General features: G+C 54.7%; 17 protein-coding genes. 11 read left to right on the plus strand and 6 right to left on the minus strand.

The window, feature by feature from the left end:
• Nucleotides 1-34: 34 nt before the first annotated feature.
• From fepD to fepC, 3 genes are read left to right on the plus strand one after another with little or no spacing between them, the layout of a single operon-like run.
• Nucleotides 35-1,042, plus strand: coding sequence for a Fe(3+)-siderophore ABC transporter permease (gene fepD, locus ACLJRU_RS14380; protein WP_001277879.1), 1,008 nt, complete (start codon nucleotides 35-37; stop codon nucleotides 1,040-1,042).
• Nucleotides 1,042-2,031: an iron-enterobactin ABC transporter permease gene (gene fepG, locus ACLJRU_RS14385; RefSeq protein WP_000480067.1), complete on the plus strand. Its 990-nt coding sequence runs from the start codon at nucleotides 1,042-1,044 to the stop codon at nucleotides 2,029-2,031. The genes fepD and fepG overlap by 1 nt, the downstream gene beginning before the upstream one ends.
• On the plus strand, nucleotides 2,028-2,822 hold the full coding sequence (gene fepC / locus ACLJRU_RS14390; protein ID WP_000140620.1) for an iron-enterobactin ABC transporter ATP-binding protein: 795 nt from the start codon (nucleotides 2,028-2,030) through the stop codon (nucleotides 2,820-2,822). The genes fepG and fepC overlap by 4 nt, the downstream gene beginning before the upstream one ends.
• Before the next feature lie 53 nt (nucleotides 2,823-2,875).
• Here fepC and wzz(fepE) read toward each other — a convergent pair whose 3' ends face one another.
• The 4 genes from wzz(fepE) to fes form a co-directional block, all read right to left on the minus strand.
• On the minus strand, nucleotides 2,876-4,012 hold the full coding sequence (gene wzz(fepE) / locus ACLJRU_RS14395) for an LPS O-antigen length regulator Wzz(fepE) (RefSeq protein WP_023234720.1): 1,137 nt from the start codon (nucleotides 4,010-4,012) through the stop codon (nucleotides 2,876-2,878).
• Between the two features lie 249 nt (nucleotides 4,013-4,261).
• Entirely contained in the window at nucleotides 4,262-8,146 is a 3,885-nt protein-coding gene (gene entF / locus ACLJRU_RS14400; protein ID WP_001539403.1) for an enterobactin non-ribosomal peptide synthetase EntF, read from the minus strand.
• A complete protein-coding gene (locus ACLJRU_RS14405) occupies nucleotides 8,143-8,361 on the minus strand; it encodes an MbtH family protein (RefSeq protein WP_000396008.1) in 219 nt (72 codons plus the stop codon). Before ACLJRU_RS14405 ends, entF begins: the two co-directional genes overlap by 4 nt.
• Nucleotides 8,362-8,391: 30 nt before the next feature.
• Entirely contained in the window at nucleotides 8,392-9,606 is a 1,215-nt protein-coding gene (gene fes / locus ACLJRU_RS14410; protein WP_023234719.1) for an enterochelin esterase, read from the minus strand.
• A 188-nt stretch (nucleotides 9,607-9,794) separates the two neighbouring features.
• On the opposite strand from fes, the gene ACLJRU_RS14415 reads away from it, so the two are divergent.
• The 4 genes from ACLJRU_RS14415 (at nucleotide 9,795) to ACLJRU_RS14430 (ending at nucleotide 14,245) form a co-directional block, all read left to right on the plus strand.
• On the plus strand, nucleotides 9,795-12,050 hold the full coding sequence (locus ACLJRU_RS14415) for a TonB-dependent siderophore receptor (RefSeq protein WP_001539399.1): 2,256 nt from the start codon (nucleotides 9,795-9,797) through the stop codon (nucleotides 12,048-12,050).
• A gap of 45 nt (nucleotides 12,051-12,095) precedes the next feature.
• Nucleotides 12,096-12,800, plus strand: coding sequence for an enterobactin synthase subunit EntD (gene entD / locus ACLJRU_RS14420; RefSeq protein WP_000958057.1), 705 nt, complete (start codon nucleotides 12,096-12,098; stop codon nucleotides 12,798-12,800).
• Nucleotides 12,801-12,811: 11 nt separating this feature from the next.
• Nucleotides 12,812-13,930 (plus strand): YbdK family carboxylate-amine ligase, encoded by a 1,119-nt coding sequence (locus ACLJRU_RS14425; RefSeq protein WP_001196915.1) that lies wholly within the window; start codon nucleotides 12,812-12,814, stop codon nucleotides 13,928-13,930.
• A 66-nt stretch (nucleotides 13,931-13,996) separates the two neighbouring features.
• Complete coding sequence (locus ACLJRU_RS14430; RefSeq protein ID WP_000682497.1) at nucleotides 13,997-14,245, plus strand: DUF1158 family protein; 249 nt, start codon at nucleotides 13,997-13,999, stop codon at nucleotides 14,243-14,245.
• A gap of 5 nt (nucleotides 14,246-14,250) precedes the next feature.
• Here the strand turns inward: ACLJRU_RS14430 and ACLJRU_RS14435 are convergent, their stop codons facing one another.
• Nucleotides 14,251-14,592: a RamA family antibiotic efflux transcriptional regulator gene (locus ACLJRU_RS14435; protein WP_000155631.1), complete on the minus strand. Its 342-nt coding sequence runs from the start codon at nucleotides 14,590-14,592 to the stop codon at nucleotides 14,251-14,253.
• Nucleotides 14,593-14,880: 288 nt separating this feature from the next.
• Between ACLJRU_RS14435 and ACLJRU_RS14440 the strand changes: the two genes are divergently transcribed.
• From ACLJRU_RS14440 to nfsB, 3 genes are all read left to right on the plus strand, one after another.
• Nucleotides 14,881-15,462, plus strand: a complete 582-nt coding sequence (locus tag ACLJRU_RS14440; protein WP_000113609.1) for a TetR/AcrR family transcriptional regulator — start codon at nucleotides 14,881-14,883, stop codon at nucleotides 15,460-15,462.
• Nucleotides 15,462-15,830, plus strand: coding sequence for an MmcQ/YjbR family DNA-binding protein (locus ACLJRU_RS14445; RefSeq protein ID WP_000348996.1), 369 nt, complete (start codon nucleotides 15,462-15,464; stop codon nucleotides 15,828-15,830). The genes ACLJRU_RS14440 and ACLJRU_RS14445 overlap by 1 nt, the downstream gene beginning before the upstream one ends.
• Before the next feature lie 96 nt (nucleotides 15,831-15,926).
• Nucleotides 15,927-16,580, plus strand: coding sequence for an oxygen-insensitive NAD(P)H nitroreductase (gene nfsB, locus ACLJRU_RS14450; RefSeq protein ID WP_000355883.1), 654 nt, complete (start codon nucleotides 15,927-15,929; stop codon nucleotides 16,578-16,580).
• 265 nt (nucleotides 16,581-16,845) lie between these two features.
• On the opposite strand, the gene ACLJRU_RS14455 is transcribed toward nfsB, so the two are convergent.
• Nucleotides 16,846-18,816, minus strand: coding sequence for an autotransporter domain-containing esterase (locus ACLJRU_RS14455; protein WP_011264215.1), 1,971 nt, complete (start codon nucleotides 18,814-18,816; stop codon nucleotides 16,846-16,848).
• Nucleotides 18,817-19,126: 310 nt separating this feature from the next.
• Here ACLJRU_RS14455 and ACLJRU_RS14460 point away from each other — a divergent pair, with 310 nt between their 5' ends.
• Nucleotides 19,127-20,374: a mechanosensitive ion channel family protein gene (locus ACLJRU_RS14460; protein WP_001156973.1), complete on the plus strand. Its 1,248-nt coding sequence runs from the start codon at nucleotides 19,127-19,129 to the stop codon at nucleotides 20,372-20,374.
• Nucleotides 20,375-20,378 lie beyond the last annotated feature (4 nt).

The raw sequence follows: 20,378 nt of genomic DNA on the forward strand, positions 1-20,378 counted from the left end.
AACGATAATCACTATCATTATCAGGGAAGTTGCTATGTCATGCTCGTTTTCCGTGACGCGCGCGTTTGCCGTGCCCGGATTGTTGTTATTACTGAGTCTCGCCGCGGTTTTAAGCCTGGTCATTGGCGCGAAACCGCTGCCCGCCGCCGTCGTGCTGGAGGCGTTCACCGGCGTGTGCCAAAGCGCCGATTGCACTATCGTCCTGGATGCGCGTTTGCCGCGTACGCTGGCCGGATTACTGGCAGGCGGTGCGTTGGGTCTCGCCGGGGCGCTCATGCAAACACTTACTCGCAACCCGCTCGCCGATCCGGGGATTCTGGGCGTTAACAACGGCGCCAGCTTCGCCATTGTACTGGGCGCGGCGCTGTTTGGTTTCTCCACGCCGCTGGAACAGCTTTTCATGGCATTTAGCGGCGCGCTTATCGCATCGCTGATTGTCGCCTTCACCGGTAGTCAGGGCGGCGGCCAGTTAAGCCCAGTCCGCCTGACACTGGCGGGCGTGGCGCTTGGCGCGGTACTGGAGGGATTGACCAGCGGCATCGCGCTGTTAAATCCAGAGGTCTATGACCAGCTTCGCTTCTGGCAGGCGGGATCGCTGGACATTCGCAGCCTGCAAACGTTGAAAGTCGCGCTCGCGCCCGTGGTTATCGCTGGGATCGTGGCGCTATTTCTGAGCCGAGCGCTGAACAGCCTGAGCCTCGGCAGCGATACCGCGACGGCGCTGGGGAGTAAAGTGGCGCGCACCCAACTTATCGGTTTACTGGCGATTACCGTCTTGTGCGGCAGCGCAACGGCGCTGGTCGGCCCTATCGCCTTTATTGGTCTGATGATGCCGCATATGGCGCGTTGGCTGGTGGGCGCAGACCACCGCTGGTCGCTACCAGTGACGCTACTGGCAACCCCTGCTCTGCTGCTTTTTGCCGATATTATTGGTCGTCTGTTGGTGCCGGGCGAACTCCGCGTATCGGTTGTCAGTGCGTTTATCGGCGCGCCGGTACTTATCTTTCTGGTACGCCGTAAATCGAACGGAGGCGGCCTGTGATGTTTCTTTCTCGTCGGCTTATCGTAAGTTGCCTGCTTCTGGCGGCTGGCTGCTTCGCCATTGGCTTATGGAGCCTGCAAAGCGGTGCCGTGCCCCTTGAGACCGGGCAGATTATTGCCGCGCTGCTGGGCGACGCGCCGCGTAACATCACCCTTGTCGTAACCGAATGGCGACTACCGCGCGTATTAATGGCGCTACTGATTGGCGCTGCGCTTGGCGTCAGTGGCGCGATTTTTCAGTCGTTGATGCGTAACCCGCTAGGCAGCCCTGATGTGATGGGCTTTAATACCGGCGCCTGGAGCGGCGTACTGGTCGCAATGGTCCTGTTTGGCCAGCATCTTACCGCGATCGCGCTGGCGGCAATGGCGGGCGGTATCGTCACGTCATTGATTGTCTGGCTGCTCGCCTGGCGTAACGGGATTGAAACTTTCCGGCTGATTATCATCGGTATCGGCATCCGCGCGATGTTAGTCGCCTTTAATACCTGGCTTCTGTTACAGGCGTCGCTGGAAACGGCGCTCACCGCCGGCTTATGGAACGCCGGGTCGCTCAACGGTCTGACATGGGCAAAAACCTGGCCTTCGGCGCCGCTGATTATGGTGATGCTGACAGGCGCCGCGCTACTGGTGCGTCGTATGCGGCTGCTGGAGATGGGCGATGACAGCGCCTGCGCGCTGGGTGTTAGCGTGGAGCGGTCACGCCTGATGCTGATGCTGGTGGCGGTGTCGCTCACCGCTGCGGCAACGGCACTGGCAGGCCCCATCTCGTTTATTGCCCTTGTCGCGCCGCACATCGCCCGCCGTCTTAGCGGCACAGCGCGCTGGGGATTAACCCAGTCGGCGCTGTGCGGCGCATTATTACTACTGGCCGCCGATGCGTGCGCGCAGCAACTGTTTATGCCTTATCAGCTTCCAGTGGGCGTGGTCACCGTCAGCCTCGGCGGTATTTACCTTATCGTCTTGTTAATTCAGGAGTCCCGCAAAAAATGACCGAATCCGTAGCCCGTTTGCGCGGCGACCAGTTAACGCTGGGTTATGGCAGCTATACCGTCGCAAAAAACCTTAATGTTTCGATTCCGGACGGCCATTTTACCGCTATCATCGGCCCTAACGGCTGCGGCAAGTCGACGTTGCTACGCACGCTAAGCCGTCTGATGACGCCTGTTGACGGCCATGTCTGGCTGGATGGCGAACAGATACAGCGTTACGCCAGTAAAGAGGTGGCGCGGCGCATCGGATTGCTGGCGCAAAACGCTACCACGCCGGGCGATATCACCGTACAAGAGCTGGTCGCCAGAGGGCGATATCCGCATCAGCCGTTATTTACCCGCTGGCGTAAGGAAGATGCCGATGCCGTCGCCAGTGCCATGCGTGCAACAGGTATCACCTCACTGGCGGCGCAAAGTGTAGACACTCTGTCCGGCGGCCAACGTCAGCGGGCGTGGATAGCCATGGTGCTGGCGCAGGAAACGTCCATCATGCTGCTGGATGAGCCGACAACGTGGCTGGATATTAGCCATCAAATTGATTTGCTGGAGTTGTTAAGCGATCTCAACCGCGAAAAAGGCTATACGCTCGCCGCCGTCCTGCATGACCTGAATCAGGCCTGCCGATACGCCACGCATTTGATTGCATTACGCGAAGGTAACATTGTCGCACAGGGCGCGCCGAAAGAGATTGTTACCGCTGAGCTTATCGAAAAAATCTATGGGCTGCGCTGTATGATTATCGACGATCCGGTTGCCGGTACGCCGCTGGTAGTACCGCTGGGACGGCGATAGTCGTTCACACAGATGACAAAGCCGGATAATCGCTATCCGGCTTTTCGGGTAAATCAGACTAACCGTTCATCTATCGCCAGCGAGTTTTCCATTTTACGCGAGACCATCGCGTGACGCAGTAATACGCCGCCGCAGGCCATCATACCGCCAATCAACGCCGCCAGGATAATAATGACCGCTTTACCCGGGCCATCTTTTTTCACTGGCAGAGACGGCGACAGTTGATATTTAAACGGGGTAAACTTCACGTCGCTCACATTCATTGCCTCCAGTTGTTCAACATGGTATTGACGGTTACGCAAATCACCGTCAATCTCGGCCACGTCCGTTACCCCTTTTTCAATTTCCAGTTTGCGGGAAATACCATCCGCGCCGAGGGAAATAGAAAAATCCGGATCATCTTTTACCGCCTGACCATTGCTGTAAACCGGTCTCTTAATGCCAGCGGCGTTGGCGATTTCCAGCGAATAATGGAGACGTTGAATATTGGCATCAAGCTGGTTTTTGAGACGCACCCGATCCATCGCCAGCTTTTCCTGCTCATAGCGGGTTTTGATTTCCAGCTGGTTACGAATATTTTCCAGCGTCTCTTTCACGACGATATCAGAGATGTACTGAATATAGCCAGCCAGCACTTTTTGCGCTTCTTCCCGCGTCGGCGCGGTAAAACTCAATGTCCACGACGTGAATAACGACGTTTCATTTTTCTTGCCGGCATTGCTGTCCACCGCTTTCATTTTTTCGCTCAGCAGGACAATCGCCCGGTGAAGATCCTGCTCGTCTATTTGCGCGCCTTTTAATTGATCCATGACATACGGAGAAGAACGAAGATATTCTTCCAGCAGCGAGGGCGAGCTAAACTTTTTAATAAACAGATTAAATACGCTGCCCCGATCAACGCTTACCTCCATATCCAACACGCGCAGCGCGGTCAACGTTCTCTCCAGCCCCTGCCACTGTACCGACTCCGCCGGTGTGACAATCGCCTGGCTGGTCCATTTTTGCGGCAGCAGAAAGGACAGAAGCAACCCCACGCACGCAAAGGCGAAAACGGTAGCAAGAATACGACGTTTCGCCTGCCATAACACCTCTATAAGGCTAAACAAATCGATTTCATGAATGTTGGCGGGCGGCAGTGAGTAACCTGCAAATGACTGATTTTTTTCTTGTTTTACATTAAGAGATGGCATGCCGTATGACCTGAAAACTTTATCCAATGAAAGAACACATTCCTGTCAGAGATTCTAACAGCAAGTCAGAATTATCCGAAACAATCTTTACGCGCCAGTGCCCGAAAAGCTAAATATTCGGAATTAAACTTGCCTGTAGCATGTATCACTTATGTTAAAAGAATTAATAGTTGCAATAAAAAACCCATAATAATTAGTCATTATTATGGGTTTCAGGATTTAATTTGTTAAAGGCAGAAACAACGCCCGTTATTTATTAATAAGTTCGCTGATGATGGGCCCGATAGTTTCAAAAGCGGAGGGAGAAATAATATCTACATGCGCGCACGGCTGGCGATAAATAGCCAAAGAAGCTATCCACGGCGACCAGCTCTGTTCAGGCGATACGCCTTCCGGCACCGTTTTATCCGCCACAAAGAGCGTAGCATGTCCATCAAACGGTACGCTATGCGCCGTCGTCAGCAAACGGACAGCATCCGCATAATTGCCTTCAATGGCGGTAAATAAGGCGTCGGAGGCATTTCCCTGCTGAGCGGCGACAAACGCAGCGCGTTCACGTTCAATTTCCGCCAATACGTCCGGATTGAGGCCATTCGCCTCTTTTTCCCGCCAGTTTTGCGTTTCCGGCGGCCAAGTGTCCAGTAACCCCAAAAACGCCACCGTTTCGCCGCGCGCGCGCAACCGGGCGGCGATCCCTTGCGCCAGCGTCCCGCCCAGCGAATAGCCTAATAAATAATAAGGGCCATGCGGCTGCCGGGCGAGCAATGTTGCCAGATGATGTTCACATACCTCATCAAGGGTGGTTGCGGTTTGCATAGGGCCAGCGGGGCGCGGCGACTGAATCCCCATAATCGACCACGACGGGCTGAGATAGCGTGATAATACGCTAAATTGCCAGGCGAACCCCGACGCCGGATGGAAACAAAATAACGTTGGACCATCGCTTTCACGCAGCGGCAACAGCGGCCCGAACCCCAGATTGCGCGAGCGTTCGTCATCGTCAGTATCGAGCAGCTTACTTAACTGCGCCACGTCAGACGCCACCATCACCTGCCCCGGCGTCACCTGGCGGTTAAACGTCTGACTTAGCTGCGCGGCCAGTTTCATCGCCAGCAGCGAATGTCCGCCCAGCGCAAAGAAATCACTTTCAACGTCGTTAATCTCACAGCCCAGCAGGCGGGAAAACGCCGCGACGACAGCAATCTCCGTTGCGGACTGCGGCGCACGCCCTTTCACGCGCGGCGTCAGGTCCGGCAGCGGCAGGGCTTTGCGATCCAGCTTGCCATTAGCGCTAAGCGGCAAGCTGGCAAGTTGCAACAGCACAACCGGCACCATATGCGCGGGAAGTTTTTGGCGTAATTTTTCCTGCAGCGCCGGTAAATCCAGCGGCAAACCGGAGTGCGACACCAGATAGCCGACCAGTTGCCGGGCATCCCCGCCCGTCGCCGCCGCCTGATTAAAGACGCAGGCATGTGCTACCGCCTGTTCAACATCCGGCAGCGTTTGCATGACGCGGTCAATCTCGCCCAGTTCAATACGTTGACCCCGAATTTTGAGCTGATCGTCGCTGCGCCCCAGGTATTCTACCGCGCCGGAATCCAGCCAGCGCGCCACATCTCCGGTACGGTACATCCGTTCGCCTGGCGCAAAAGGATCGGCGATAAAACGGCTGGCGGTAAGATCCGGACGCCCCAGATAGCCCTGCGCCAGTTGGATACCGGTAAGATAGAGATCGCCAGCCACGCCCGGCGGCACCGGCTGCATATGCGCATCGAGAATACGTAAACCGGTATTCCAGACGGGATAACCAATCGGGATGCTGTTGCCGTCAACAGCCGCCAGCTCATCGCCACAGGCCGGATACCAGCTCACATCCACCGCGGCCTCCGTTGGCCCGTACAGATTGTGTAGCGGCGCGTTGGTTAACGTCTCCCATTCGCGGCACAGCGCCGTCGGCAGGGCCTCGCCGCTACAGAAAACGCGCTTTAAGGAAGCGCAGCTTTTCCCAGCCGACGCTGGCGTGAGCGAGGCAATAAAGGCCGCCAGCATCGACGGCACAAAATGAGTGGTCGTGACGCCGTATTGCGCAAAGAACCGCTGCATCGCGAGCGGGTCGCGGTGCGCTTCCGGCTCGGCCATCACCAGTTTCGCCCCGGCGATAAACGGCCAGAAAAACTCCCATACTGAGACGTCAAAACTGCACGGCGTTTTTTGCGCTACTACATCATCCGCCGTCAACGGATAGTGATCCTGCATCCACAGCAGCCGGTTGACTATCGCCGTTTGTCCCACCATCACCCCTTTCGGCCTGCCCGTCGAGCCAGAGGTGAAAATGATGTAAGCGGTATGATGCGGTAACGACAACCCCAGCGGAGTGGCGTCACTGACCGGTAGCGGTTGGCTATAACACAAATATTCCATCCCCGGAATATCGTGAAAGCGCGCCAGCTGCGCCTGAGTCGTAATTAACAGTTTCGGCTGCGCATCTTCCAGCATCATTCGCAGCCGATCGTCAGGATAACCGGTATCCAGCGGCAGCCAGGCGGCGCCCGCCTCGACAATGCCATGCAGCGCTAAGGTCAGAAAAACCGACCGTGGCAACGCCACCGCCACGCTATCACCAGGCTGAACGCCGCGCTCCCGCAGCGCGTACGCCAGCGCCACAACCTGTTCGCGCATTTCACGGTAGGTAAAGTGATAATGCGCATCTGCCAACGCGGAAGCCTCTGGCGTTTTTTGCGCCTGCTGCGCCACCAAATCGCTAAGCGTGGCGGCGGGAATCGTTACCGCCGTATTATTAAGGTGTGCTAATTGCGTTTGTTCTTCCGCCAGCAGCATTTGCGCATCGCCGCAGCGCAGCGCCGGGTTATCCGCAAACTGTGTGATAAGCGCCATCAACCGTAAGGCATGGCGGGAGAGCGTGGCATCATCGTAACGCTGTGCATTCGCCAGCAATTCAATATCCAGACCGCCGTTTTCATCCGGAAAAAGCGCCAGTTCAAGATCGTTAACCGGCCCCGTCGCCAGGGTATGGGTTTGCGCCTGTATGCCAGGAAGATCCAGATGATAATCAAATACTTTTATATTGAGCACCGGGCCAAATAGCGGCGTCTCCCCTGCGGCTCGCCCGCTATCGCGTACAATCTGTTCGGCGTCGTAACGCTGGTGGCGGCGCATCTTCTTTAACTGCGCCGCAAGACGCTTCGCCAGTGTTGGCAGATCTTCCGTCGCATGAAGGTTAATCGCCAGCGGCAACACGTTAAGGACAGGCCCGGTCGCCGTTAACGCCGCCGATCCCATCCGCCGCATAAAGATAAATCCAGCGGCATAATCCATTCGCCCGCATAATCGTCCCAGCCACAACGTCACCAGCGCCAGGGCAAGATCCGCTCGCGGTATCTCAGGCATGTGCACCGCCAGTTGGCGAAACGCCCCCGCCGGCGCGCTCAATTTCATACGCAGAATACCCGCACTCGCCGACCGCCCCGGCAGCGGCGCGGCAGAAATTGACGCCGGCGGCGGCAGCTCGCGGCGCTGCTGCGCCCAGAAGGCGCCGTCACGCTGCCAGGCCTCGCTCTGGCGATAGCGCTGATATTCCTCGACCACATCCGCAAAGGGGGTAAAAGGCGACTCCGGCGTAGGAGCGTCGCTCTGCCAGGCGCGATAAATCGCCGCAATCTGGCGAGTTATCGCCGGGAAGCTAAAGCCATCCACCAGCAAATGGTGATAGCGCTGATACCAATACCAGCGGGTATCATCAATGCAGATTAACTGGTGAAACGCCAGCGGCTTACCGCTATCTGCGCGCAGGTTTTGCCGTAAATCCGCCTGCATTAACGCCAGCGCCGCGTGATGCGGATCGGGCTGGTCGCGTAAATCGGCAATCGGGGGCTCGCCGAAGGTGTGCTCAGGATCTATCCATTGCCAGACCTCGCCGTTCTCTTCGGTAAAACGCATCCGTAGCGTATCCGCCTGTTGCATCCCTACCGCTACCGCTTTTGCCAGCAAGGCGGCATCCAGCTCGCCGTTCAGTTCCACATAGTGCGCCACGCTCCAGGCGGAGGGTAAATCAGAGAGTTTTTCCGCCATCCAGATCCCCGGCTGAGCGGCGACTAACGGTAAACGCTGCGTCATTTCGCCTCCTGCTTATCGGCATAATACGCCGGATTCAGTGTTGTCCAGCGCGTATTAAGCCACTGCTGGCACGCGTCCTGCGATTGCGGTTCGCATACCACGTCCCAGCCTGCGGGAAGTGCGCACGCCGCTGGCCAAAGGCTGAATTGACGCTGCGCATTTTGCAGGATGTAAAACTGTCCCTGCGGATTATCGAAGGGATTACTGAATTCCATACTCAACTCCTGTCATGGACATGTGCCCGGTTAAAGCGTGTCGATAAGCGGCTGCCAAAGCAGCATCAGCCCTTGCGTTAGCCCGCCGCGCCAGCAAAGCGCATCGTGTCCGCCGTCAACCTGACGCCAGAAAATGGACTGCTGCGAGGTATTCAGTTGGGCATAAAGCGCCTGATTCGCCTGAAACACGATCGGCTCACGCACGCCGGCTTCCAGTACGATACGCAGTCCGCGCGCGCATAATGTGCCGGTTTTCAGCCAGGTAATGACTTCCCCCTCCGGCGGGGTGATGCGATGGGGCCACCAGAACGATCCTGACTGGCTTAGTACACAGCCAAAACGCGTCGGCCAGTTCAGGCCGGCATACAGCGCCGACAGGCCGCCAAAACTCTGTCCGGCGACCACCGTTCGCCCGGCATCATCGCTAAAAGGCGTCACGGCTCTGACTTGCGGCAACAGTTCCTGCTGCACCGCCAGCCAGAAGTCGGCATTGCAGGGCAACTCCTGGCTGCGGTGTTGAGTATCAATCGCGTCAATCAGCAGGTAGACGGCACCAGGAAGCAGGCGTTGATGAGTCAGCGAGGCGAGCGCGGGCCAGACGGGCATATTTTCTGCCCAGAATTGACCGTCCAGCAGAATAGCCAACGGTCTTTCCTCCGGCGCCTCGTCTCCGGTCGTCAATATCCATACGCGGCGGGAGTTACCCAGACGTTCGCTATGCCACTGCATCATCAAAGGCGGCGAGTACGGCGTTTCAGGACGATCCCATCCCGGCTGAAGGGGCGCATCCGGCATTTCCAGCGCTGAAACCGCATGACCACGTCCTCCCCGCCAGCTTCGCGAATTAAGCGGGTCGGCAATCGCCTGCGGTAATAGCTGTCGCCAGCCTTCACGCAGCGCGTTCCGATCGGGCGTTTCGCCCGGCGCAAAAGCGGCAAAAACGTCATCGCGTTCGGTAGGAATAAAACAGTAGCTGCCGCGCCAGTTAGCGCTAAGCGCCGTACTCCAGCGCCAGACATCCGTTCCGGCAATACGCGCCATCGTCTGAGGCTGCGCGTTTTGATGATGATCGGTTACGCCAGTGATGTAGACCCAGACACGCCGTATCGGGGAGTGTGTTTCGTTTCCCTGCGGGTCGCGCCACCAAAAAGTGACCCGATAATTTCCGTCTTTTTCCCGTATCCATTCCGGCCCGTTTTTCGTCCTCCACCAGGCCTCACTTCCCGTTGCCAGCGCTTCTTTCATTATAACCATTTGTTTATTATGAATTTTTTATATAAAAGGTGAAATATATTGATAATATTATTGATAACTATTTGCATTTGCAATAGAGTATTGTCGCGCTATGGGACGCGCGAACACAATTTCACCACCCGGCCAATGCCTTTGACGGGCGCTTTGGCTTATGTGGCTAAAGAAAAGCAGGATATACAATGAACAAGAAGATTCATTCCCTGACCTTACTGGTCAATTTAGGGATTTACGGGGCCGCTCTGCCCGTGATGGCGGAAGAAAAAACCGATAGCGCTGCGCTCACCAATGAAGACACCATCGTGGTGACCGCTGCCCAGCAAAACCTACAGGCGCCTGGCGTATCCACTATCACCGCCGATGAGATCCGCAAAAATCCGCCCGCGCGCGACGTGTCAGAAATCATCCGCACCATGCCGGGCGTGAACCTGACCGGCAACTCCACCAGCGGTCAGCGCGGGAATAACCGCCAAATCGATATTCGCGGCATGGGGCCGGAAAACACCCTTATCCTGATAGACGGTAAACCCGTCACCAGCCGTAACTCGGTGCGCCTGGGCTGGCGCGGCGAACGCGATACCCGTGGCGATACCGCGTGGGTGCCGCCGGAGATGATCGAACGCATTGAAGTGCTGCGTGGCCCTGCCGCCGCACGCTACGGTAACGGCGCGGCGGGTGGCGTGGTCAATATCATTACCAAAAAAGGCGGTAGCGAGTGGCACGGTTCCTGGAATACCTATTTCAACGCGCCGGAACATAAAGACGAAGGCGCGACCAAACGCACTAACTTTAGCCTGAACGGCCCGCTGGGCGGGGATTTCAGCTTCCGCCTGTATGGCAACCTCGACAAAACGCAGGCGGATGCGCGTAATATTAACCAGGGGCATCAGTCTGAACGTACCGGGAGTTACGCCGACACGCTACCAGCAGGACGCGAGGGGGTCATTAACAAAGATATCAACGGCGTGGTTCGTTGGGATTTTGCTCCGCTTCAGTCTCTGGAGCTGGAGGCCGGTTACAGTCGCCAAGGCAACCTCTATGCCGGTGATACTCAGAACACCAATACGAACCAACTAGTGAAAGATAATTACGGAAAAGAGACGAACCGCCTCTATCGGCAGAACTACTCTCTGACCTGGAACGGCGGCTGGGATAATGGCGTAACCACCAGTAACTGGGTGCAATACGAACATACCCGTAACTCCCGGATGCCGGAAGGCTTGGCAGGCGGCACCGAAGGAATTTTCGATCCCAAAGCATCGCAAAAATATGCCGATGCCGATTTGAATGACGTCACCCTACACAGCGAAGTGAGCCTTCCTTTCGATCTGCTGGTCAATCAAAACCTGACGCTGGGTACCGAATGGGCCCAACAGCGTATGAAAGACGAGCTCTCCAACTCGCAAACCTTTATGGGGGGAAATATCCCGGGTTACAGCAGTACCAATCGTAGCCCCTATTCAAAAGCGGAAATTTTCTCTCTGTTTGCTGAAAACAACATGGAACTGACCGACAGCACCATGCTGACGCCGGGGCTACGTTTCGATCATCACAGTATTGTGGGGGATAACTGGAGCCCGTCGCTGAACCTGTCGCAAGGTCTGGGGGATGACTTTACCCTGAAAATGGGGATCGCCCGCGCTTATAAAGCCCCGAGTCTGTACCAGACTAACCCAAACTATATTTTGTACAGTAAAGGTCAGGGTTGCTACGCGACTGGCGCGGGTACCGGCATCGGCTGCTATATGATGGGTAACGATGATCTGAAAGCCGAAACCAGCATCAATAAAGAGATCGGTCTGGAATTTAAACGCGATGGCTGGCTGGCCGGCGTCACCTGGTTCCGCAATGATTACCGCAATAAGATTGAAGCGGGTACAGTGCCGTTGCAGCGTATCAATAACGGCAAAACGGATGTCTATCAGTGGGAGAACGTGCCGAAAGCGGTCGTTGAAGGTCTGGAAGGCACGTTAAACGTACCGGTTAGCGACACCGTCAACTGGACGAATAACGTTACGTATATGCTGCAGAGTAAAAACAAAGAGACCGGCGAACGCCTGTCGATTATTCCACAGTACACGCTTAACTCTACCCTGAGCTGGCAGGTACGTCAGGACGTTTCTCTGCAATCGACCTTCACCTGGTACGGCAAACAAGAGCCGAAGAAATATGATTATCAGGGTAACCCCGTTACCGGAACAGATAAGCAAGCGGTCAGCCCATACAGTATTGTTGGCCTGAGCGCGACCTGGGACGTGACCAAAAATGTCAGCCTGACCGGTGGCGTGGATAACCTCTTTGACAAACGTCTGTGGCGTGAAGGTAACGCGCAAACCGTCAGGGATACGCAAACTGGCGCCTATATGGCGGGTGCTGGCGCGTACACCTATAACGAACCGGGACGTACGTGGTATATGAGCATTAATACCCATTTCTGATGGCAATCTTCCCTCCCTCATTCGGGGAGGGAATTGGCAAAAACGATGCTGACATCTCATTTTCCCCTTCCCTTTGCCGGACACAGGCTGCATATCGTCGACTTTGATGCGAGCAGCTTTCACGAACACGACCTGCTATGGCTTCCTCATCACGATCGGCTCCGGTCTGCCGGACGCAAGCGTAAAGCTGAACATCTGGCAGGCCGCATCGCCGCCGTTCATGCGCTACGCGAGATGGGCGTCAGGACAGTGCCCGGTATTGGCGACAAGCGACAGCCGCTATGGCCGGACGGCCTATTTGGCAGCATCAGCCACTGTGCGACAACGGCGCTGGCCGTCATATCCCGACAGCGTATCGGCATTGATATAGAAAAAATCATGAGTCAGCACACGGCGACAGAGCTGGCGCCGTCCATTATTGATAGCGATGAGCGCCAAATTCTCCAGGCGAGCTTGCTCCCTTTTCCGCTTGCCCTGACGCTGGCTTTCTCCGCCAAAGAGAGCGTTTATAAAGCCTTTTCAGACCGCGTCACGCTCCCGGGATTCAATAGCGCAAAAGTTACCTCGCTTACCGCCACGCACATCTCGTTACATCTGCTGCCAGCCTTTGCCGCCACGATGGCTGAACGTACCGTCCGTACAGAATGGTTTCAACGTGACAATAGCGTTATTACTCTTGTTTCTGCAATAACGCGCGTTCCCCACGACAGGAGCGCTCCCGCTTCTATACTTAGCGCAATACCCCGATAAATGAGATCGCTATGGCGCTGAATGATTTTCACGTTTCTGAACCTTATACGCTTGGTATTGAGCTGGAGATGCAGGTGATCAATCCACCTGGCTACGATTTAAGTCAGGACTCTTCTACGCTGATTGACGCCGTTAAGTCCCGGCTCACCGCAGGAGAAATTAAGCACGATATCACCGAAAGTATGCTGGAGATGGCCACGGGCGTCTGCCGCGATATTGACCAGGCGGCGGCCCAACTTTCTGCTATGCAGCACGTTATTTTACAGGCGGCGTCGGAACACCATCTCGGCATTTGCGGCGGCGGTACGCACCCTTTTCAAAAATGGCAGCGTCAGGAGGTCTGTGATAATGAGCGCTATCAACGCACGCTGGAAAATTTCGGCTACTTAATTCAACAGGCGACGGTTTTCGGTCAGCATGTCCACGTCGGCTGCGCGAACGGCGACGATGCGATTTATCTTTTACACGGGCTGTCGCATTTTGTGCCGCACTTTATTGCGCTCTCCGCCGCGTCTCCCTATATGCAAGGATCTGACACCCGTTTTGCCTGCGCGCGCCTGAATATTTTTTCCGCTTTTCCCGATAACGGTCCCATGCCGTGGGTCAGTAACTGGCAAGAGTTTGCCGGACTATTTCGCCGTCTGTCTTACACCACGATGATCGACAGCATCAAAGATTTGCACTGGGATATCCGCCCCAGCCCGGCCTTTGGCACGGTAGAAGTTCGGGTGATGGATACGCCGCTCACCCTTGATCATGCCATCAATATGGCAGGGTTGATTCAGGCGACCGCGCACTGGCTGCTGACCGAGCGTCCCTTTAAACCGCAGGAACAAGACTATCTGTTATATAAATTCAACCGTTTTCAGGCTTGCCGCTATGGTCTGGAGGGCGTGCTAACCGATGCCTATACCGGCGACCGCCGTCGCCTGGCAGATGATACGCTGCGTCTGCTGGACAACGTTACCCCCTCTGCGCGCAAGCTGGGCGCCGACAGCGCCATTGACGCGCTACGTCTGCAGGTGAAAAAAGGCGGTAACGAAGCGCAATATATGCGGGAGTTTATTGCCGACGGCGGATCGCTGATAGGTCTGGTACAAAAACATTGTGAAATCTGGGCGGGACAATAGACAGCATATTTGCCTTACCAGGCGATATCCCGGACAATGGCGTTTTAACTTACGTTTAACAAAACCATGAAACACCCGCTTGAATCATTGATGACCGCTGCCGGTATTTTGCTGATGGCGTTGCTCTCCAGCCTGCTGCTGCCCGCCCCTTCGCTCGGCCTTGCGCTGGCGCAAAAACTGGTCGGGATCTTTCATCTTATGGATCTCAACCAGCTTTATACTTTGTTGTTTTGTTTATGGTTTCTGTTGCTCGGCGCGCTGGAATATTATGTCATTCGCTTTATCTGGCGGCGCTGGTTTTCGCTGGCCGATTAAACATTTCAATGCGTACGGCCATGCTTTTCTTTACGATAAGCGCCTGGCGGCAGGTTGAACGTGCGGGTAAAAATGCGCGTAAAGGTTTGCTGCGAATCAAAACCATACTTGAGACAAATATCATACACCTTCTGGTCGGTGTCGAGCAGGTCGCGCGCCGCCAGTTTTAGCTTCCGTTCACGCACGTAGCGCCCCAGACTCTCCCCTTTGTACTGCATAAAAAGGCGCTGCAGGTGCCACTTGGAATACCCCGCATGACGGGCAATATCATCAATACGTAACGGCTGATTCAAATTATCATCAATCCACTCGACAATCGTGTCGATAACCTGAGCGGAAATGGTCATCGTGCTCTCCCCTCTATCAAACTCGTCAGCGGCTCCCGCACCGCACATTTACGGCAACAGCAATAAGCATAGTAATAACCACACAAATTGTGAGACGGCTTATCGCATGGCCTGCAATAGGCTTTTCTACCACTTCATGCGGCAGCCCTTGATTATGAGTGAGTAAGCACTCATTATAGAAAGCAAAGATACGCCGTCAAGGTACTTTTCAAAGGTTGACATTCACCGTTGCGACGCGACAACGGGCATGATTCAATCATGTTTTTACAGACATAAGGGTAACGTGTAGTGGCTCGTCCGAAGAGTGAAGACAAAAAACAAGCATTACTGGAAGCGGCAACCCAGGCGATAGCGCAATCCGGCATCGCCGCCTCAACGGCGGTGATTGCGCGTAACGCAGGTGTTGCAGAAGGAACATTGTTTCGCTATTTCGCGACCAAAGATGAGCTGATTAACACGTTGTATTTGCATTTAAAGCAGGATCTCTGCCAGTCAATGATAATGGAGCTGGATCGATCCATTACCGATGCCAAAATGATGACCCGTTTTATCTGGAACAGTTACATCAGTTGGGGTCTGAACCATCCCGCGCGCCATCGGGCGATCCGTCAACTGGCCGTCAGCGAAAAGCTCACCAAAGAGACGGAACAACGGGCCGACGATATGTTCCCCGAATTGCGCGATTTATGTCATCGTTCCGTTTTGATGGTGTTTATGTCGGATGAGTACCGCGCCTTCGGCGACGGCCTTTTTCTGGCGCTGGCTGAAACAACAATGGATTTCGCCGCGCGCGATCCCGCTCGCGCTGGCGAATATATTGCGCTGGGATTCGAAGCCATGTGGCGCGCGCTGACTCGCGAGGAGCAATAATGGACGGTCAAACACTGCACGCCTGGGCAAAACGCTGTGCGCTGGAACTGCCTTTTACCGAACACTGCTGGCCTTTCGGCCCACAGTACGATGTGTTTAAAGTCGGCGGCAAAATATTCATGCTGTTCACTGAACATCACTGTCGCCCAGTGGTGAACCTGAAGTCGGATCCCCAAAAATCCCTGGTAAATCAACAAATTTACCCCAGCATTGCGCCTGGCTATCACATGAATAAGAAACACTGGATTTCAGTCTATGCGGGCGAGGATATCACCATCTCGCTACTCAACGATTTGATAAATGACTCATGGAATCTGGTCGTAGACGGGCTGCCTAAAAGAGAGCAACTGCGCCTGCGACCGCGCTGATGCAATAACCGTTTCCGCATTTTCCTCCCTTATCTTTTTACCGATAACCCGGTACCCTGCTGATACAAAAGGGTACTAAACCAACCAGGAGCATTTATGGATATCGTTTCTGTCGCCTTACAGCGCTACTCCACTAAGGCGTTCGATCCCAGCAAAAAACTGACCGCCGAAGAAGCGGATAAAATAAAAACACTACTACAGTACAGCCCCTCCAGCACCAATTCCCAGCCGTGGCACTTTATTGTCGCCAGTACGGAAGAGGGCAAAGCGCGCGTAGCAAAATCCGCTGCCGGAAACTACACGTTCAACGAACGCAAAATGCTGGACGCCTCCCATGTGGTGGTCTTCTGCGCCAAAACCGCAATGGATGACGCATGGCTTGAGCGCGTCGTCAATCAGGAAGATGCTGATGGCCGTTTCGCTACGCCGGAAGCTAAAGCGGCAAATGATAAAGGTCGCCGCTTTTTCGCCGATATGCACCGCGTCTCGCTGAAAGATGACCACCAGTGGATGGCGAAGCAGGTTTATCTGAACGTCGGCAACTTTCTGCTGGGCGTCGCCGCGATGGGTCTCGACGCCGTCCCCATTGAAGGTTTCGACGCCGAGGTGCTCGACGCTGAATTTGGTCTGAAAGAAAAAGGCTATACCAGTCTGGTCGTGGTGCCGGTCGGCCATCATAGCGTCGAGGATTTCAACGCCGGGCTGCCGAAATCACGTCTGCCGCTTGAAACCACACTGACGGAAGTTTAATCCCCTGCCTAAGCCGGACGCCCGTCCGGCTTTTTTCACCTTTCTGCCAGGTTCCCCAATGATTAATAGCGCGAAGTGCCAGGTTTTACATCGCTAGTGTTAACTCCCTCTCTCAACCTATTGAAAATAAATAATATTTAAAACTGGCACGCCGTTTGCCATATCTGGATACCCCTATCTGGATGAAGGAGAAAACGGCGTGACACCGGTTTGCGCCTACGATGGCGATATTGTCACCACGGAGTTGGCCCTCCCTGGCGTATCATCAAAATCGGGCGCTAAACCCAACGTTATAACGGGTTTGATTGCCATCGCTTAACCCTGCCGTTTGCGCCAGCCCGGCGAAAGCGGACACCGTTGCCGACAGCGGAAAATCTGCGCCAATCGCGATATCAACCCAGTTTTTATCCTGCGCTTTTCCGTCGCGGCTAAACGTCAGCGCGGTCGATTTAAGGCCGCCGTTCGCCACATACGTATCATCGCCAAACTGACGGCGATAATTAATCTGCGCCCAGGAGTGAATGATGCTGTGGCGGAGATCCAGACGCCAACCCGCGCTACCCACCTGCGAATGGGCGTTTTGGTCGCCAAAACGCATTGATGTACTGGTATTGAGCTTCTCGCTATAACCATTAACGTGGCTGTAATCCCATGCATATTGCAGCATCGGTCCGGTCGTTAACCACGGCATCATGACAAAATCATAACCACTGGTTAACCTCGCGCCCCACAGCCGACCGTTGGTTTCGCCCTCTTCCACCCGTCTTAGCGCACCGAGCGTTATACTGCGTTGAATGTTACTGAATTTAGCGGACAGGTAGTGTAAATCGCTATCCAGCCACGCCTGACCGGCGCGTAAATGGCTGAATACGGTGGCCTGAAAACCACGGGCGTCATAACGATAATTATCGTCAGGATGTTGCTTATCCAGAGAACCGGCTATCAGCCCTCCCAGCAGTACCTGCTCGTTAAGCTGATAATCGACGCCAACCGTCAGATTATTATGATTACCGTTCCCGTCGGCCTCATTATTATCATAACGTTGATATCCCCCGCTGTATCCACCGAACATGCCCAGCGAACCGACAGGATTTTCCCCCTGGCGAAGCTGCTGATAACGGCTGTCAAGCGTGGTACGACTGCCTTGCGCCATCGACTGAACGCTTTGGTTCAGGTATGTCGCCTGTACCGGCGCGGCAATGATCGACTGGATATATTGCGCAATAATGGTATGGACCTGCGGACCGGGATGTAAATGATCGGCAAACAGATAGTCCTGCGACGCATTAAATCCAGGCATTGCCGAGGAGCACGCTGAAGCGGATACGCCCGGCGGGCAGGCCATACCTACGGTATTTGTCAGACCAAACGCCTGCGGGTTGGCAAGAATTTCCTTAAAGAGGCCGTTGATATCGGCACGGGCTATATTGCCGCCGTGTTGCTCCAGCCCCTTCTCTTCCATCTGATTATAATAATCGGTCAGAGCTGACGCCTGCCCTGCCGCCGCTTCATAGCCCGCCAGCAGTTGTTCAACGAGCAGTTGCTGAATAAATGGATTGCTGCTTACCGTTGCAGCCGCCGCCAGCAGTGCCTTGCGGATCGCCTGTTGCCGACTGGCGAAATCGGGCGTAGCTCCCTCCGCCAGCGCATCTAACGCCGCTTTTAGCGCCGGGGGCGCCGCTGCGCCCAGCCCAGCGGCGATTACCGCCTCCAGAAGCATTGGCGTCGCACTAATATCCGGTACGTTTGGCACCACGACCAGCCCGGCGCCGGCATCCAGTAACAGCCCTACCTGCGCCGCCGCGCTAGTGGCGCTATTACCGGCTATTTGCTGTGCCATGGTTGGTTGCGCGATGGCCGCCGCCAGATCGTTTCCGCCGACCCAGTGAATATACAAACCGTTGTGGTCGGCTTTTCCCCCCGTTTTGGCAAGCCACTGCCGTACCTGATCCGCGGTATTATCCTGCGGGTTTAATTCCGGGGTCGCCGTCGCGCCGCCGGCGGCATAATTAGAACCGCCATTGCTGGAAGGGCTTAATGCCAGCTCATATCGTTCGGCCAACTGTTCGTCGTAGAGCTTATTTTGACCACTATCCCAGGTCCAGCGACCGTTATTTCCGGTATCGCTAAGGCTATCGCCAATTACCGTAAGAGAGTCAAACGCACAGGCAGATAATGGCGCGGCCAGCGCCAGCGAGAGTATGCCGTATTTTAGCAGGGTACGCTTTTGGGTCATCCGATGTTCCTTAATGTTATTGTTGATAGGTACGACGGTGCTAATCATTATCCGACAGAGATATTGCAATCGTTTTAAACATTCTGGTTAAAAAGTTTTCATTCATTGTTGACGGACTGGCGCCTGTTCAAAAAGAGGGAACCGCGTAAAATAACGACGTTTACAGGGCGCTGGATAAAATATAGCGTATGGATAACCCCAGAGGCGCTTTTACCCGTCTGTTGCTGATTATGCCTGAAGCGCAGGCGTCCTGATTTGCATAAATGCCATTCAGCAGTCATCATAGGCTGCTGTTTATAAAGGAGAGATTATGCAGGAATTGATATCCCGGGTAGAAGATTTAGCGGGAATTGAAATGAATCACACCACGTCGCTGGTGGTGATATTTGGTATTATTTTTCTGACAGCAGTTGTCGTGCATATTATTTTGCACTGGATAGTACTGCGCGCTTTCGAAAAACGCGCCATCGCCAGTTCCCGCCTGTGGCTGCAAATTATTACCCAGAATAAATTATTCCATCGTCTGGCTTTTACGCTGCAAGGCATCATTGTCAATATTCAGGCCGCGCTCTGGCTACAAAAAGGCAGTGAGGCAGCGGATATCCTGACGACCTGCGCGCAGTTATGGATTATGACCTACGCCCTGCTGTCGTTATTTTCCTTGCTGGACGTGATTTTCAATCTATCGCAAAAATGGCCCGCCGCCTCTCAGTTACCGCTAAAAGGAATATTTCAGGGTATTAAGCTCATCGGCGCAATTATCGTCGGCATTCTGATGATCTCACTGCTGATTGGCCAGTCACCAGCAATTTTAATCAGCGGGCTGGGCGCGATGGCCGCGGTATTAATGCTGGTCTTTAAAGACCCGATTCTTGGCCTGGTTGCCGGTATCCAGCTTTCCGCCAACGATATGCTCAAACTAGGCGACTGGCTGGAAATGCCGAAATATGGCGCAGATGGCGCGGTCATTGATATTGGCTTAACCACGGTAAAAGTACGCAACTGGGATAATACCATCACCACCATTCCCACCTGGTCGCTGGTTTCCGACTCATTCAAAAACTGGAGCGGCATGTCTGCGTCCGGCGGACGCCGGATTAAACGCAGCATTAATATTGACGCGACCAGTATCCATTTTCTGGATGATGATGAAAAACAGCGGCTGTTAACCGCGCAACTGTTAAAGCCGTACCTTACCAGCCGTCATCAGGAAATCGATGAATGGAATAAACAACTGGATGCGCCGGAATCAGCCTTAAATCACCGCCGCATGACCAATATCGGGACATTTCGCGCCTATCTGAACGAATATTTACGCCACCATCCGCGCATCCGTAAAGACATGACGCTGATGGTACGCCAACTGGCGCCTGACGATCATGGTTTGCCGATAGAGATCTACGCCTTTACCAATACCGTCGTGTGGCTGGAATATGAGAGCATTCAGGCCGATATTTTCGACCATATTTTTGCCGTGGTGGAAGAGTTTGGCTTGCGTATTCATCAGACGCCGACCGGCAGCGATATTCGCGCGCTGTCAGGGACATTGCGCCATTAATGGA

The organism is Salmonella sp. SAL00653, assembly GCF_046552515.1.
Classification (GTDB): Bacteria; Pseudomonadota; Gammaproteobacteria; order Enterobacterales; family Enterobacteriaceae; genus Salmonella; species Salmonella enterica.